The 14,436-nt window shown below is 64.3% G+C and carries 15 protein-coding genes; 4 read left to right on the forward strand and 11 right to left on the reverse strand.

The genetic code is table 11. The features are described from left to right. The first annotated feature begins 21 nt into the window (after positions 1 to 21). The 4 genes from ABIB38_RS15650 to ABIB38_RS15665 all read left to right on the forward strand — a co-directional run bounded on the left by ABIB38_RS15650 (position 22) and on the right by ABIB38_RS15665 (position 4,462). Positions 22 to 1,293 (forward strand): tetratricopeptide repeat protein, encoded by a 1,272-nt coding sequence (locus tag ABIB38_RS15650; protein WP_429205194.1) that lies wholly within the window; start codon positions 22 to 24, stop codon positions 1,291 to 1,293. 153 nt (positions 1,294 to 1,446) lie between these two features. After that, positions 1,447 to 2,415, forward strand: coding sequence for an IS1595 family transposase (locus ABIB38_RS15655; protein WP_429205195.1), 969 nt, complete (start codon positions 1,447 to 1,449; stop codon positions 2,413 to 2,415). 135 nt (positions 2,416 to 2,550) lie between these two features. Beyond that, a complete protein-coding gene (locus ABIB38_RS15660) occupies positions 2,551 to 3,621 on the forward strand; it encodes a flavodoxin family protein (RefSeq protein ID WP_429205196.1) in 1,071 nt (356 codons plus the stop codon). Between the two features lie 64 nt (positions 3,622 to 3,685). Further along, a complete protein-coding gene (locus ABIB38_RS15665; protein ID WP_429205198.1) occupies positions 3,686 to 4,462 on the forward strand; it encodes a GntR family transcriptional regulator in 777 nt (258 codons plus the stop codon). Positions 4,463 to 4,561: 99 nt separating this feature from the next. Here ABIB38_RS15665 and ABIB38_RS15670 read toward each other — a convergent pair whose 3' ends face one another. From ABIB38_RS15670 to rpsP, 11 genes are all read right to left on the reverse strand, one after another. After that, on the reverse strand, positions 4,562 to 5,242 hold the full coding sequence (locus ABIB38_RS15670) for a choice-of-anchor E domain-containing protein (RefSeq protein ID WP_429205199.1): 681 nt from the start codon (positions 5,240 to 5,242) through the stop codon (positions 4,562 to 4,564). A 184-nt stretch (positions 5,243 to 5,426) separates the two neighbouring features. Beyond that, positions 5,427 to 6,218 (reverse strand): SDR family oxidoreductase, encoded by a 792-nt coding sequence (locus ABIB38_RS15675; RefSeq protein ID WP_429205201.1) that lies wholly within the window; start codon positions 6,216 to 6,218, stop codon positions 5,427 to 5,429. A gap of 103 nt (positions 6,219 to 6,321) precedes the next feature. Next, a complete protein-coding gene (locus ABIB38_RS15680) occupies positions 6,322 to 9,129 on the reverse strand; it encodes a M16 family metallopeptidase (protein ID WP_429205202.1) in 2,808 nt (935 codons plus the stop codon). A gap of 117 nt (positions 9,130 to 9,246) precedes the next feature. Next, entirely contained in the window at positions 9,247 to 9,696 is a 450-nt protein-coding gene (locus ABIB38_RS15685; RefSeq protein ID WP_429205204.1) for a CBS domain-containing protein, read from the reverse strand. Positions 9,697 to 9,795: 99 nt separating this feature from the next. Next, positions 9,796 to 10,149: a DUF3579 domain-containing protein gene (locus ABIB38_RS15690; protein ID WP_429205206.1), complete on the reverse strand. Its 354-nt coding sequence runs from the start codon at positions 10,147 to 10,149 to the stop codon at positions 9,796 to 9,798. A 200-nt stretch (positions 10,150 to 10,349) separates the two neighbouring features. After that, positions 10,350 to 11,309, reverse strand: a complete 960-nt coding sequence (locus ABIB38_RS15695) for a CobD/CbiB family protein (protein ID WP_429205208.1) — start codon at positions 11,307 to 11,309, stop codon at positions 10,350 to 10,352. A gap of 91 nt (positions 11,310 to 11,400) precedes the next feature. Next, on the reverse strand, positions 11,401 to 12,111 hold the full coding sequence (locus ABIB38_RS15700; protein ID WP_429205209.1) for a CoA pyrophosphatase: 711 nt from the start codon (positions 12,109 to 12,111) through the stop codon (positions 11,401 to 11,403). 34 nt (positions 12,112 to 12,145) lie between these two features. Further along, positions 12,146 to 12,532, reverse strand: a complete 387-nt coding sequence (gene rplS, locus ABIB38_RS15705; protein ID WP_429205211.1) for a 50S ribosomal protein L19 — start codon at positions 12,530 to 12,532, stop codon at positions 12,146 to 12,148. A gap of 113 nt (positions 12,533 to 12,645) precedes the next feature. Beyond that, positions 12,646 to 13,407, reverse strand: coding sequence for a tRNA (guanosine(37)-N1)-methyltransferase TrmD (gene trmD, locus ABIB38_RS15710; RefSeq protein ID WP_429205213.1), 762 nt, complete (start codon positions 13,405 to 13,407; stop codon positions 12,646 to 12,648). Between the two features lie 27 nt (positions 13,408 to 13,434). Beyond that, positions 13,435 to 13,965 (reverse strand): ribosome maturation factor RimM, encoded by a 531-nt coding sequence (gene rimM / locus ABIB38_RS15715; protein WP_429205296.1) that lies wholly within the window; start codon positions 13,963 to 13,965, stop codon positions 13,435 to 13,437. A 50-nt stretch (positions 13,966 to 14,015) separates the two neighbouring features. Then, positions 14,016 to 14,264, reverse strand: coding sequence for a 30S ribosomal protein S16 (gene rpsP / locus ABIB38_RS15720; protein WP_123071958.1), 249 nt, complete (start codon positions 14,262 to 14,264; stop codon positions 14,016 to 14,018). Between the last annotated feature and the right edge of the window lie 172 nt (positions 14,265 to 14,436).

The raw sequence follows: 14,436 nt of genomic DNA on the forward strand, positions 1-14,436 counted from the left end.
GTCTAGATAGAAGGATACCCAATGTCCCAACTCCGTCTTGCCCGCCTCTGCCTGATGCTGGCCGCCGTCGGCCTCTCGGCCCCGGCCCTCACCACCGCCGTCCATGCGCAAGAGAAGCCCGCCGCCGAAGCGCCGAAGGACACCGTCCGCCCAGAGCTGTTCAAGCTGCTCGACCCGGCCGCGATCAAGCCGCTGATGGACGCCAAGAATTACGCCGAAGTGCAGAGCCGCGTACAGCAGGCCGAAGCCTTCCCGAACCGCACCCCGTACGAAGACTACGTCGTCAACCGCATGAAGCTGTCGCTGGGCTCGGCGACCAACAACAACGCGATCGCCATGCCGGCACTGGAAGCCGTGATCAATTCCGGCCGCCTGCAAGGCCAGGAACAGGCCGATTTCATCCTGGCCCTGGGCAATATGCACTACAACGCCAAGGACTATCCGAAGGCGATCGAGTGGTTCAAGCGCTACCAGAAAGAAAGCGCAACCCCTGAAAAAGTCACGCCTTCCCTGATCCGCGCCCACTACCTGGGCGGCGACTTCGCCAGCGCCAAGGCGGCCCTGCTGCCGGCGATCGAAGCGACCGAAAAAGCCGGCCAGAAGCCGAGCGAGGAAGACCTGCGCCTGCTGGCCTCGTCGGCCAACAAGGTCAAGGATGACGCCGGCTACCTGACCGCGCTCGAAAAACTGGTCGCCCACTACCCGAACGACGACTTCTGGACCGACGTCCTGAACCGCGGCGTGGCGCGCAAGCCCGGCTTCGATGCGCAGACCAACATGATCAACGTGTACCGCCTGGAAGCGGCCACCGTCAAGAAGATGGCGCCGGAAGAATACGTCGACCTGGCCGAACTGTCGCTGCGCGACGGCTTCCCGACCGAAGCCAAGAAAGCCATGGATGCCGGCTACGCCGCCGGCGTGCTGGGCCAGGGTTCGAACGCCAAGGCCCACGCCGCCCTGCGCGACAAGGCGACCAAGGGCGCGGCCGACGATGCCAAGAACATCGCCGCCGGCGAAGCCTCGGCCACCAAGGCCAAGACCGGCGCTGGCCTCGTCAACCTGGGCTGGGCCTACGCCACCATGGACCAGGGCGACAAGGGTGTCGGCTTCATCCAGCAAGGCATCGCTAAGGGCGGCCTGAAGAACCCCGAAGAAGCCAAGCTGCGCCTGGGCATGGCGCAGGCGCTGGCCGGCAAGAAAGCCGAAGCCATCCAGACCTTCGAAACCGTCAAGGGCGGCGGCGGCGCGGGCGACCTGGCGAAGTACTGGATCGTTCACCTGAAACAGTCGTAATCGCCGCGCTGCGCGACGACCCCGCGAAGGCGGGCCGGGCTCGATGCCCGGCCCGCTTTTTTCATGGCGCTGTACTCGCTAGCTGTGGATGAGCACTGAACTGCTGAGCTGACCCGCGGTCCAATCCCGGTCGTCATCGATCGGGAGCGTACGATGAAAGCGCCGCAGTTTGCGCAGCTGTTCGCCCAGCTGCCAAAGCTGAACCAGCCGCAGCGTCAGAAGGTGCTCGCTGCCCTGCATCCCGCAGCCGGGCTGGACCGGGTGACCGCCCTCATCGGCGCGATCCGGTCAACCGGGCGGCGCTGTCCAGACTGCGCCTGCGAGCGCTGCCACCGGCATGGCCAGGCCAACGGCCTGCAACGCTACCGCTGCTGCGCGTGCGGCCGCACCTTCAACGACCTCACTGGCACGCCGCTGGCGCGGCTCAGGCTCAAGGGAAAGTGGGTCGACTATCTGGAAGCGGTGCTCGACTCCCGCTCGGTTCGCTCTGCGGCCAAGCGTGTTGGCGTGCACCGCAACACGGCCTTTCGCTGGCGTCATCGCTTTCTTGAGCGGGCCAAGGACGATCGCCCGGCACGGCTCGGCGGCATCGTCGAGGCCGACGAGATGTTCCTGCTCGAATCGCAAAAGGGTTCACGCAAGCTCGATCGCCAGCCGCGCAAGCGCGGCGGCAGGGCCGCCCTGCGCGGGATCTCGCATTACCTTGACTGCATCCTGGTGGCGCGCGACCGCAGCGGCCAGACCATCGACGCCGTTACCGGACGCGGCGCCCTGAAAGCGGCGCAGCTGGTCAGGCACCTGCTGCCGAAACTCGATCGCCAGGCGCTGCTGGTGACGGACGCCAACGCCGCCTATGCCGCCTTCGCCCGTGCCCATGGCGTTGCGCATCAAGCGGTCAATGTCAGTGCCGGCGAACGGGTCCGCAAGGGTGCCGAGGGCGCCATCCATGTTCAACATGTCAACGCCTATCACCGGCGCTTCAAGGAATGGCTGGCGCGCTTCCATGGCGTGGCGTCGCGCCGGCTACCCAACTACCTGGGCTGGCATTGGGCGCTCGATGGCGGACGGGTACCATCTGTCAAGCAATTGCTGCGCATCGCATTCGGGGTCATCAACAGCTGATGGGTACAGCGCCTTTTTCATGGGCGGTTCACGCCGGCGCCGGATGACCCGGATTTCGCCCGCCCAACGTGCGGCCCCGAACATTGACGTCGCGCCTGCCGGTCCGATAATTATCTTATTTACATCGGAGACGGCATGACGACGGTACGCAAGGGCCAGGCGCCCGCCAAGCTGGGACGCGACGAATTCCACCTGCGCTTTCGCAGGGCGTTCCAGGACCCCGGCTACGAAGCGCTCGACCGCGAGCTGGCGGCGATCGAGGACGTGGCCTGGGATGCGTACCACGAAGGCCGCAAGGCCCCGCACACGGTCAAGGCCGGCCCCGGATTCCTCGATCCCGGCTACGATCTGTCGGTCGAATGGAAGGAGGCGCGCGACCGGCTGATCGGCGCCGAGCAGCGCCAGAAGGACCCCGCGTCGCGCAACCGCATTCTCCTCATCAACGCCTCGGCCCGCAACGACGGCACCTGTCCCGGCGAAATCTCGAAGAGCTGGCGCATGACGCAGATGGCGAAAGAGGTCTTGATGGAACAGGGTTTCGAGGCCGACGTGCTCGACCTCTCCCTGCTCAATTCGGACTACGACCGCCACATCCACCCCTGCAAGGGCTGCGTGTCGACCGCGATGCCGCTGTGCCACTGGCCGTGCAGCTGCTACCCGAACCACGCCGAGCGCCAGGTGGGCGACTGGATGAACGAGATCTACGAGCGCTGGGTGCTGGCCCATGGCGTCATCATCATCACCCCGGTCTACTGGTACCAGACCCCTGCGGTGCTGAAACTGATGATCGACCGCCTGGTGTGCGCCGACGGCGGCAATCCCGACCCGACCTCGACCCACGGCAAGCACGCCGAGGAAGCCAAGCAGATCGAGCGTGACGGCTGGGATTATCCGAAACACCTGGCCGGCCGCGCCTTTGGCCTGCTGGTGCACGGCGACGTGGCCGGCATCGAGGGCACGCGGCGCTCGCTGTCGGACTGGCTCGAGTGGATGGGCTTGATCAACTCGGGCAGCTTCGGCCAGCTCGACCGCTACATCGGCTATTACGAATCGTATGCCGACAGCCACGAGACGTTCGACCGCGACGCCGCGGTGCAGGAAGAGACGCGCAACGTGGCGCGCGCGGTGGCCACCGCCGTGCGCGAGGTGCGCGCGGGGCGGGTCGCCGTGGTCAGCCAGCCCTTGAAGGATCCACGCCCGAAGTGATCCGGCGACTGACCGGGCGGACGTGCTGCGGTATCATTGCCTGTCCGTCCACCCTGCCAGCCGCATGAATCCCCTCGTCCAACTGATGCACGACGCCGCCAAGGCCGGCCTCGCCGCCGGCGCCGGCAAGCTGCCGCTCTACCAGCAATTGCAGCGCGCGCTGCGCCAGGCGATCGACCACGGCATCTACGGCCCCTCGAGCGCCCTGCCCGCCGAGCGCCAGCTGGCGCTGGAACTGGGCATCTCGCGCATCACGGTGCGCAAGGCGATCGACAGCCTGGTCGAGGACGGCCTGCTGGTGCGGCGCGCCGGCTCCGGCAATTTTCTCAACACGCGCATCGAAAAGAATTTCGCCAAGCTCAGTTCGTTCTCCGAAGACATGCGCGCCCGTGGACGGGTGCCGAGAAGCAGCTGGCTCAAGCGTTCGGAAGGCCTGGTCACGCCCGAGGAAGCGCTGCGCCTGCGGCTTTCTCCGGGCACGCCGGTGTACCGCTTCCACCGCCTGCGCTACGCCGACGATGCGCCGATGTGCCTGGAGTACGCGACCATCGCCGCCTTTGCCCTGCCTTCGCTCGACGCGGTGGGCGACTCGATGTACGAGGCGCTCGAGGCGGCCGGCAACCGTCCGGTGCGCGCGCTGCAGCGCCTGTCGGCCCTGCTGCTGGGTGCCGAGCAGGCGCGCCTGCTCGATGCGCGCGAGGGCGACGCCGGCCTGTGCGTGGAACGCCTGGGGTTCCTGCGCGACGGGCGTGCGGTGGAGTTCTGCCGTTCTTATTTCCGTGGCGATACGTATGATTTCGTGGCCGAGCTCAACGCGAGCCCGAGCCCGACGTCGATGTGAACGATGTGGGGTGTTCGACGGAGGTCGACAATCCTTCATCGAACGGCGCAAGGCTGTCCTTGCGCCGTTCGATCGGCAGGCAGCGCCGCCGTCTGCGGCTCAGGCCCGCTTTGCCTTGCGGCGGCGCACGGCGCCCATCAGGCCGAAGCCGGCGAGCATGGTCGCCAGGGTGGCCGGTTCCGGGATTTCGGCAAATGGCGTGTAGTCATACGTGACCTGCACCGCGCCGGAAGCGAGCGTGTCGAATCCGGTGATCACGTTGCCAGGCCCTTGCGCGAACGAGGTGCCCAGCGCGCTCAGGCCAAGCTCGATGAAACCGTTACCCGAGAACAGGGCGATATCGCTGGCGCTACTGCTCAGGAACGATGCGGCACTGCTCGCCTCGATCGTACCGGTGTGGATACCGGAGGTGCCGCCGTAGTCGACAACACGGTCGTAGCGCGCGAGGCGGTAAACCTGGTTGAATACCGGGTTCGCCACACCCAGCGTGCTGCCGTCCGGGCGGGTCAGCGTCATGGTCGAACTCAGGGTCAGGGTGACGTTCGCCGCACTGCTGCCGCGATTTTCGGCGAAACCGGCGCCGCTGACCAGGCCGTTCAGGTCGAACGTGATCGCATTGAGGGCGCCAAGCTTCGTGTTGAACTTGCTGAAACGCAGTGCCTCGGACCAGTCCGTTTCGGTCATTCCGATACTGTTGCTGAAGCTGATCACGGCGGCCTGGGCGCCCGCGACGGGAAGCAGGACAGCGGCAAGGGCCAGGGCGGCGAAAGTCTTTTTCAAATTAGTCTCACTGGTGGGGTTAGACGCTGCGTACATACAGCATCGGCCATCAGACAAGCATAATTCGTGCCGAAATTAAATACTTGATTGCAATCAACAACTTACCGCGTTCAAGCATTGCTGACGGGCGCCCTGTGTAAAAACCTCCGACACGCCATCACCGGCCAGGGGCCAGCGCACCGGATCAGACCGCGGTGAATCCGCCGTCGACCACCATCTCATGACCATTGACGTACGACGCCATGTCCGAGCACAGCCACAGGGCGGCCTGCGCCACCTCGCCCGCCTCGGCGAAGCGCCCCATCGGATGCGCCGCCTTGAGCTTTTTCTCGATGCCCGGATCGCGCTCGAACGCGCGCGCGAGCATCGGCGTCTTGACCGCAGCCGGGCACAGCACGTTGACGCGGATTCCCTCGCGCGCATATTCGGCGGCGGCGCTCTTGGTCAGGCCGACCACCGCGTGCTTGCTGGCGCCATAGATCGCATGGTTCGGGCTGCCGACCAGGCCGGCGACGCCGGCCATGTTGACGATCGCGCCGTGTCCCTGCTTGAGCATCTGGCGCAGCTGGTATTTCATGCACAGCCAGACGCCCTTGACGTTGACGTTCATGATGCGGTCGAACTGCTCGTCGTCGGCCTCGGCCAGCGGCTGGCGTTCTTCCTCTACCGCGGCATTGTTGATCGCGAAGTCGAGGCGGCCGTAGTAATTGATGGTCTTGTCGACCAGGGCTTCTACATCGCCGGCACGGGTGACGTTGCTTTGCACGAACAGCGCCTTGCCGCCGTTTTCGACGATCATCGCCGCGGTGGCGTGTCCACCGTCGATCGCGACGTCGGCCACCACCACACAGGCGCCGGCGCGGCCGAACGCCAGGGCAATGGCGCGACCGATTCCACTGGCGGCCCCGGTGACCAAAACGACCTTGCCGGTGAACGATAAACCGCTCGCCGGCTGCTGCTTGTTGATGGCCTTCATGATGCTCCCTGGATGAAACTTTTGCTTCCGAAAAGAAACATTTTAACGCATGGCTTCGTGTATTGTCACAATCCAAAGAGTTTTTGTTGGGAAACTGTTGTACTTACGGCATAGTGACTATCGGTTTCGCCTTGCCGCCCGCCTTGGCGTGGTCGCCCGCCATGAATACCGCTAGTTTACCCGGATCGATCGCCTTGCGAAACGCCGCATTCAACTGGGGCAGCGTCACCGCCTGCATCTTGCGTTCGAGCTCGGCCGATGCCTCGAAGGTCTTGCCGCGATACAGGAACGAGGTCCAGCCAGACGCCAGCGCGCCGTCGTTCGAACGCGCCTGCAGGCGCTGCTGCATCAGCCCCGACTTGGCGCCGGCCAGTTCTTCGGCAGTGAAGCCCTTCTCGAGCGCGCGCGCCAGCTCGGCGCGCACCGCCGCATCGAGCCTGGCCAGGTTCTGCGGCGCCGCGATCGCATTGATCGTGAAGCTGCCCGCGCGGTCCAGGGTGCCCGGCGACACGTCCGAGCCGCCGCCATACGACAGGCCATCCTGCTGGCGGATGCGGTCCATCAGGCGCGACTTGAGACCGCCGTCGCCGAAGATGTAGTTGGCGAGCAGCAAGGCGGGATAGTCCGCATCGTCGACGTTCAGATCCAGGTTCAATCGCGCGATGTAAAAGCCGTTTTCCTTGTCCGGGGTATCCAGCGTGCGCGCCACCGGGGCCACGTCGGCATGCGCGACCAGCACCGGCGCGTGCGGCTGCGGTGCGCGCCAGGCGCCGAACAGGGTATTGACCAGCGGCGTGATTTCCTTCGGATCGAAGTCGCCCACGATGGCCATCTCGGCCGGATTGGCGCCGTAGAACCCCGCGTGGAAGGCCTTGACGTCCTCCAGACGCGCCGCCCTGGCTTCTTCGAGCTGTTCTTCCAGGCTCGGCGAATAACGGATGTCGCCGCGCGGATAGCGGTTGAAGTGCTGGGCCATGGCGCGCACGGCCGCGCTTTGCGGCTCGTTGCGCCCTGCTTCGATGCCGACGATCAGTTGCTGGCGCAATTGCTCGAATTCGGATTCAGGGAATGCCGGCTCCTTGAGCACGTGGGCCACCAGCTTGAGCGCCTCGGGCAGGTGTTCGCGCGTGGTCTGGAAATGGGCGGGGCCGCCGGCGATCTTGAGCTTGTCGAAGGCGTCGGCCAGTTCGGCGCGCGTGTAGCGGGTGGTGCCGCGCATCAGCATCAGGTTCGTGAGGGCCTGGGTCGTGCCTTTGCCGAACAGGCTTTTCTCGTCGCCGAAGTGCTGGCGCAGGTCGACCGTCACGGTCTCGCCGCGGTTCTTTTTCGGCAGCAGGGCCAGCTTGACGCCGCCGGCGGTCGTCAAGGTGGTGCGCTTCATGATGTTCTGCTGGCTCGGATCGAAATTCTCCGCCACCAGGTTCGAGGCGGCCGGCTTGAAGTCCTTCAGCGCTTCGAGCACCGTGGGCGTCGGCGGCAGTTCGGCGCGCTTCGACGCTTCTTCGGGGATGAAGGTGCCGACCGTGCGGTTGGTGCGCAGGTAATAACGTCCGGCGCTGGCGGCAACCTGTTCGGCCGACATCTTTTGCACGCGCTCGCGGCCCACGAAATACATGCGCCAGTCGCCCAGGGCGATCGGTTCGGACAGGGCCACGCCCACCGCCTGCGGATTGTTCAGGCTGCGCTCGATCGTGTTCAGCCACGCGCGGCGCACCCGTTCCAGTTCCTCGGCGGTGGGCGGCTTGGCGGCCAGTTCCTCGACCGCCTGGATCAGCGCCTCGCGCACCGGCTCGATCGGCTCGCCCAGCTTGACGACGGCGCCGAAGAATTGCAGGCCCGGCGCGTAGCCGGTCTGGCCGAAGCTGAACACCTGGCTCGCCTTACCGGTCTCGACCAGCAGCTTGTGCAGGCGGCCGTTCGGCGCGTCGCCCATGATCTCCGAAGCGAAGCCGAGTGCCTCGGCCTCGGGATGCAGGTCGGACGGGATCTTGTAGCCGACCGCCACGAACTGCATGTCGCCCTGGCGCCGCACGGCGAAGCTGCGCTCGCCGTCCTGGGTCGGCTCCACCGTCCAGAACGCCGGCAAGCTGCGCGTCGGTTTCGGGATCGCACCGAACAGGCGGTTGATCCTGGCCAGGGTGGCGCGCTCGTCGAACTGGCCGGCCACCAGCAGCACCGCATTGTCGGGCTGGTAATAGGTGCGATAGAAATTCTGCAGGTTCTCGATGCGCACGTTCTCGATGTCGCTGCGGTTGCCGATGGTCGAGCGGCCATAGCTGTGCCAGTCGTAGGCGACGCTCTGCATGCGCTTGAACAGCACGTTGCCGGGCTCGTTCTCGCCGGCTTCGTACTCGTTGCGCACCACGGTCATCTCGGACGCGAGATCCTTGCTTGATACGAAGGAATTGACCATGCGGTCGGCTTCCATCTGCAAGGCCCAGTCCAGGTTTTCCTTTGACGCCTGGAACACCTCGTAGTAATTGGTGCGGTCGAGCGAGGTGGTGCCGTTGAACTGCATGCCGCGCTCGGAGAACTGCCTGGTGATGTCGCGGTTGTTCTTCGCGCCCTTGAACAGCAGGTGCTCGAGCAGGTGGGCCATGCCGGTCTCGCCGTAGTTCTCGTGGCGCGAGCCCACCAGGTAGGTAACGTTCACGGTCACGGTCGGGCGCGAGGCGTCCGGGAACAGCAGCACCTTGAGGCCGTTGGCCAGGCGGTATTCGGTGATGCCTTCGACCGAGGGGCCGAGCGTGACGCCCTTGGGCAGGGGCGCGCCGGACGCGGGCTTGGCGGCGGGCGCTGTGGCGGGTAGCGTGGCAGGCGTGGCGGCGGATGCCGGTACGAACATGAGCAGGGCCAGGCAGCCCGCTGCTACATGCGCGGCCATCCCGCGCAGCTGAAATCTCGAATCCATGGTATCCCGTCTACTCGGCGGGACGCCAGCCGTCCCGCCTGCCCCAGGATGGTAGCAGAGGGACGCCTTTTCTGTGGCCTGGCACCTTCCCAGTTGACAGGGCTTGCCGACAGGCAGCTATTGGCGTACGCGGCGCTCGTGCGATTGCTGCCAGGAGCCGATGCGCGACAGCTCGCTCATTTCCTCGGCCAGGAATTCGAGCAGGTCGTCGGCGCTGACGATGCCGCTCAGGTTGCCCTGGGCGTCCACCACCGGCACCCGGCGGATGCCGCGCAGGCGCATGTGCTCGATGGTTTCGTAGACGTCGTCGGCCTCGCCGGCGGTGAGCAGGTCGTCGCTCATGATGTCGCCGGCCAGCAGGCTGGCCGGATCGAGGCCGGGAGCGATCACGGCCAGCACGATGTCGCGGTCGGTCAGGATGCCGACCGGGACGTTTCCGCCGCCGTCGGTATCGATCACGACCAGGTCGCCGACGTGGTGGCGCCGCATGAGCATGGCGACGCCCTGGACGGTCTCGTCGCGCGTGCAGGAAATGGTGTCGGTGGTACAGATTTCGCCGATGCGCATGATGCCCCTCCTCGTTGTCGCTTGAGGATAGTGGCCGGAAACAAAACTGGCGCTTTGATTTCGATCAAAGCGCCAGTGTCGGCAAGCTTGCGGCAAGGCTCAGGCGCCGCCCGGCTTCTTTTCGCCCGGCAGGGGCACGAAACAGGCGTCGACCACCTGCATATCGTTGTCCTTGGCGAAACTGACGACGAAGTGGTAGGCCAGCGGCTCGATCTTTTGCAGGGTGCGGTTGACCACGACGGCCTTGGTGCCGTTGACCACGGTCGGGTAGACGTAGGGGGAAAACTTCAGGTGGGCGTTGGGACCGCCGGCGCCGGGGCAATAGCAGGACATGACGCCGCACAGCCGCTCGGCCCAGTCGCTGGGCCGGAACGTCTTGCCGTTGTTCGTGATGCCCAAGATAAAAAACTCGCCAGTGAGTTCTGCGTCCTTGGGTGGCGCTTGGTCGGTCATAGTCCTACGGGCTCAGACAGGAAATACTGCGTGGGTGAGAGCAAATTCAGCTCAGTGCAATACGGCTTTGCCAGGGTCCTGAATTGGACGTTCGTTGAACGAATCTTCAATTCAGGACACCAGGTTCAGGCAGTATTATATCTTATAGAAGACTTGAGGACGAGGCCATGCGCGCCACACTGCCCGCATGGCCGGCCGCCTCAGCGCAGCCAGGCCACGCTCGACGTCAAGAGCAGCAGGATCATCCACAAGATCAGGGCGCGCCACACCAGTCCGACCGTGCTCTGCAGGGCGCGGACGTTCGGCTCCTCGCCCGGCATGACGTCCACGTCGCTTTCGCTCAAGTCCACCGTGGCGGCGTCCGCCGGCAGCCATTGTGGCGCATTTTCGACCGGTGTGCCGAGGCGCACGCCCATCGCCCCGCCGCCGGCCGAGAGGATGATGCCGCGCGCCTCGTCGGCCCAGCGGTTGGCGAAGTTGCGCCAGGCATAGATGGCGTCCTCGAAATTGCCGACCACGGCAAAGGCCACCGCCGTCAGCCGCACCGGCACCCAGTCGATCCAGTAGAACGCCCTGGCGGCGAACTGGCCGAAGGCTTCGTTGCGCATGTGGTCGGGTTCGTTCCAGGCGCGCGACAGGTATTCGGACACGCGGTACATCACGGCGCCCGCCGGCCCCAGCGGCATCAGGAACCAGAAGAACACGCCGAACACGTTGCGATGGGTCGTGATCAAGGCCTTCTCGACCGCGATGCGGGTGATTTCGGTGGCGTCCATCCCGACGGTGTCCAGCCGCGTCCATTCGGCCAGGAGGGCGCGTGCCCGCGGCTCATCCCCGGAGCTCAGCGCGAACTGGATCGAGGTGAAGTAATGGCTGTAGTGACGGAAACCGAGGGTCAGGTAGACGATCAGGACATTCCACGCAAAGGCCAGGAACACCAGGTTGTAGTGCATGAAGAACCAGTAGACGAGCCAGGTCGGCAGCATCAGCGCGGTCATCATCAGGAACCAGCCCATGCGCCCATTCTTTTGCTCACCGGCGTTGAACCAGGTCTCGATACGCACGGCGAGCGACTTGACGCCGCGATACACCTGGTTATCGGCGCGCAGCGGTTTTAGTTGCTCGATGAGCAGTGCGCACAGGATGGAAAAGAATGTCATTCAGGAACCCTTTTTTGTTATGGCAAACCAACTGCCCCGTTACGATAACGGAGAAGCCTGCCAGAATCAAATCGGGACCGGTCCTCGGGCTTTACGCGCGCAGGAAATGAAAGAGGTTGCGCAGCATGGCGGCCGTGGCGCCCCAGATGAAGTATTGCTCATACGGCATCGTGTAGAAGGCGCGCCTCCCCGCTCCTTGCGGCAGTTCGAATACCCGGCGCTGGTGGTTCAGGCCATCCATCAGGAAGCCGAGCGGCACTTCGAACGCTTCGGCCACCTCACCCGGATCGGGCTGCAGTTCGAATGGCGGCTGGACCAGGGCCACCACCGGCGTCACGCGATAGGCGCTGACGGTGGTGTAATCGGGCAGCACACCGATGATCTCGATATGACGGCGGTGCAGGCCGACCTCTTCCTCGGTTTCGCGCAGCGCCGTCTCGATCGGCGACGAATCGAGTTCTTCGGCCCGGCCACCGGGAAAACTGATCTGGCCGGCATGGCTGGACAAATGGTCGGTCCGTAGCGTCAGCAGCACGGTCACCCCCTCGGGGCGCGCCACCAGCGGCACCAGCACGGATGCACGGCGCAGCGTGGCGCCCGTCATGCCGCGGCCCTCGTCCGACACTTCCTCTTCCCATGGCAGCGTTTGCGCAAAGCGTGCGCGCAACGCGGCCGGGATCAGGCGCTCGGGCGCCACCGGCGCTTCACCGGCCAGGCCAGTAACCGGCAACTGGGTCGGGTCGAAAACGAATTTGGGCAAACTGAATCCTTTGCAATATTCCGCCGGAATAGAAAAAGGCATCCTCGCGGATGCCTTTTTCTGAGCAAGAATGCTATTACTCAGCAGCAGCGACGGTCTTGACGCGACGCTGTGGCAGTTTTTCTTTGATACGCGCCGATTTGCCCGAACGCTCACGCAGGTAGTACAGCTTCGCACGACGGACGTCACCACGACGCTTCACTTCGATCGAAGCGATCAGCGGCGAGTACAGCTGGAACGTACGCTCGACGCCTTCACCGGACGAGATCTTGCGAACGATGAAGTTCGAGTTCAGGCCACGGTTACGACGCGAAATCACGACGCCTTCGTATGCCTGAGCGCGCTTGCGGCTGCCTTCGACGACGTTGACGTTGACGATAACGGTGTCGCCAGGTGCGAAATCAGGGATCTCACGGCCGAGGCGCGCGATTTCTTCTTGCTCGAGTTGTTGAATCAGATTCATTTTTATGACTCCAAAAACCATCTTGCTGGCACTACCTTCGCCCAGTAGAGGATGGGGTTGAACGACGGACAACGCGTCCGCCGTTGCATATGCCATGTTGCCGGCACATATTCTTACACTGCAGGATTTTCCAACCCTGCCAGGAACTGTTCGTCTTTCTTGCTCAGCTGGCCGGCGGCGCGCGCCTTGTCCAGCAGATCGGGCCGCTTCGACGCGGTCGCTTCCAGCATGCGCTGGCGGCGCCACTTGACGATCTCGGCGTGGTTGCCGCCCATCAGGACCGGCGGCACCGGCATATCTTCATACACTTCCGGCCGCGTGTAATGCGGCGAATCGAGCAGGCCGTTGACGAAGCTGTCTTCGACCGCCGAGGCATCGTCGCCCAGCACGCCGGGAATCAGGCGCACCACCGCATCCATCAAGGCCATGGCCGGTAATTCACCGCCCGACAGCACGAAGTCGCCGAGAGAGATTTCCTCATCGACACAGCGGTCCAGCAGGCGCTGGTCTACCGCTTCATAGCGGCCGCACAGGATCACCAGGCCGGGCTCGTCCTTGAGCGCCATCGCGCGCTCGTGGGTCAGTGGCTTGCCTTGCGGCGACATGAACACCACGCGCGGACTTGGCAGGCCGAGCTCGATTTGTCTTTGCTTTGCTGCATTGATGGTCGCTTCGAGCGGCTTGGCCATCATCACCATGCCGGGGCCGCCGCCATACGGGCGATCGTCCACGGTGCGGTGGCGGTCCTGCGTGAAATCGCGTGGATTCCAGATCTGCAGGCCCCAGCGTCGCTGCTCGAAAGCGCGCCGGGTGACTCCCGACTGCGTCAATGCGGCGAACATTTCAGGGAACAAGCTGACGACGTCAAACTGCATCGCGCTTTGCTCCTCTACCGGATGGGCTCAAAAATCGAGGCCCCAGTCCAGGGTAATCAGTTGTTGCTCGAGGCTGACGGTCTTGACGAACTGGTCCACGAACGGCACGAGGCGCTCTTGCGCCTTGCCTTCGGCAGCTGGATCAGCGACCGGAGTGATGCGCAAGATCGATTGCGCGCCGTTGTGCATCATGTCGGTCACCTTGCCCAGGGCTTCACCCTGCAGGTTGACCACATCCAGGCCGATCAGGTCGGACCAGTAATACTCGCCCTCTTCGAGCGCTGGAAACTCGCTGCGCGCGACCTGCACCGTGGCGCCCTTGAGCGCCTCGGCCGCATCGCGGTCACGCATGTCGACCAGGGTGGCGACAACATCGCCACCGTGCAGCTTTGCACTCCGTACCGTGACGGCGTGCAGGGTCGGCTTGTCGAGCCACCAGGTTTTCACGCTCAGCAGCGCATCGGCCTCGGGCGAATGCGGGGAGACACGGATGCCGCCCACAATGCCATACGCACCGGAAACATAACCGACCGGAGTCAGGTCATCGGGGATGTGCACCCCGCTCGCCACTGCTGAATCGTTCACTACGAACCTGCTTGCTTATCTGATTAAGCAGCTGGCTTTTGCTGGGCGACCAGGCGAGCGACGGTTGGCGACAGTTGTGCGCCAACGCCTTGCCAGTGAGCCAGACGGTCAGCAGCGATACGCAGGCCGACTTCGGCGCCCGAAGCCATCGGGTTGTAGAAACCGATGCGCTCGATGAAACGACCATCGCGACGGTTACGCGAGTCGGTTGCAACGATGTTGAAGAACGGACGCTTTTTAGCGCCACCACGAGCCAAACGAATAACGACCATAATATTTCCGAAAAAGTTGTTCTGGACGGAGAAAGTCGACGATTATAGCGCGCGACACCGAACAGCAGCAAGCGTTAATGACAACAGGGCCGACTTCACCTTCTGTCGTCCCAGCACAATCAACCATTATCGCCGATTTTTCACCACACCGCCACCGGCCATCCGCCCAAAT

Origin of the sequence: Massilia sp. UYP11, from assembly GCF_050434805.1 — a bacterium.
Taxonomy (GTDB): domain Bacteria; phylum Pseudomonadota; class Gammaproteobacteria; order Burkholderiales; family Burkholderiaceae_D; genus Telluria.

Coding starts and splice junctions, on each gene's coding strand:
- ABIB38_RS15650 (WP_429205194.1), top strand. CDS start 22: ATGTCCCAACTCCGTCTTGCCCGCCTCTGCCTGATGCTGGCCGCCGTC.
- ABIB38_RS15655 (WP_429205195.1), top strand. CDS start 1,447: ATGAAAGCGCCGCAGTTTGCGCAGCTGTTCGCCCAGCTGCCAAAGCTG.
- ABIB38_RS15660 (WP_429205196.1), top strand. CDS start 2,551: ATGACGACGGTACGCAAGGGCCAGGCGCCCGCCAAGCTGGGACGCGAC.
- ABIB38_RS15665 (WP_429205198.1), top strand. CDS start 3,686: ATGAATCCCCTCGTCCAACTGATGCACGACGCCGCCAAGGCCGGCCTC.
- ABIB38_RS15675 (WP_429205201.1), bottom strand. CDS start 6,218: ATGAAGGCCATCAACAAGCAGCAGCCGGCGAGCGGTTTATCGTTCACC.
- ABIB38_RS15680 (WP_429205202.1), bottom strand. CDS start 9,129: ATGGATTCGAGATTTCAGCTGCGCGGGATGGCCGCGCATGTAGCAGCG.
- ABIB38_RS15685 (WP_429205204.1), bottom strand. CDS start 9,696: ATGCGCATCGGCGAAATCTGTACCACCGACACCATTTCCTGCACGCGC.
- ABIB38_RS15690 (WP_429205206.1), bottom strand. CDS start 10,149: ATGACCGACCAAGCGCCACCCAAGGACGCAGAACTCACTGGCGAGTTT.
- ABIB38_RS15695 (WP_429205208.1), bottom strand. CDS start 11,309: ATGACATTCTTTTCCATCCTGTGCGCACTGCTCATCGAGCAACTAAAA.
- ABIB38_RS15700 (WP_429205209.1), bottom strand. CDS start 12,111: ATGCCTTTTTCTATTCCGGCGGAATATTGCAAAGGATTCAGTTTGCCC.
- rplS (WP_429205211.1), bottom strand. CDS start 12,532: ATGAATCTGATTCAACAACTCGAGCAAGAAGAAATCGCGCGCCTCGGC.
- trmD (WP_429205213.1), bottom strand. CDS start 13,407: ATGCAGTTTGACGTCGTCAGCTTGTTCCCTGAAATGTTCGCCGCATTG.
- rpsP (WP_123071958.1), bottom strand. CDS start 14,264: ATGGTCGTTATTCGTTTGGCTCGTGGTGGCGCTAAAAAGCGTCCGTTC.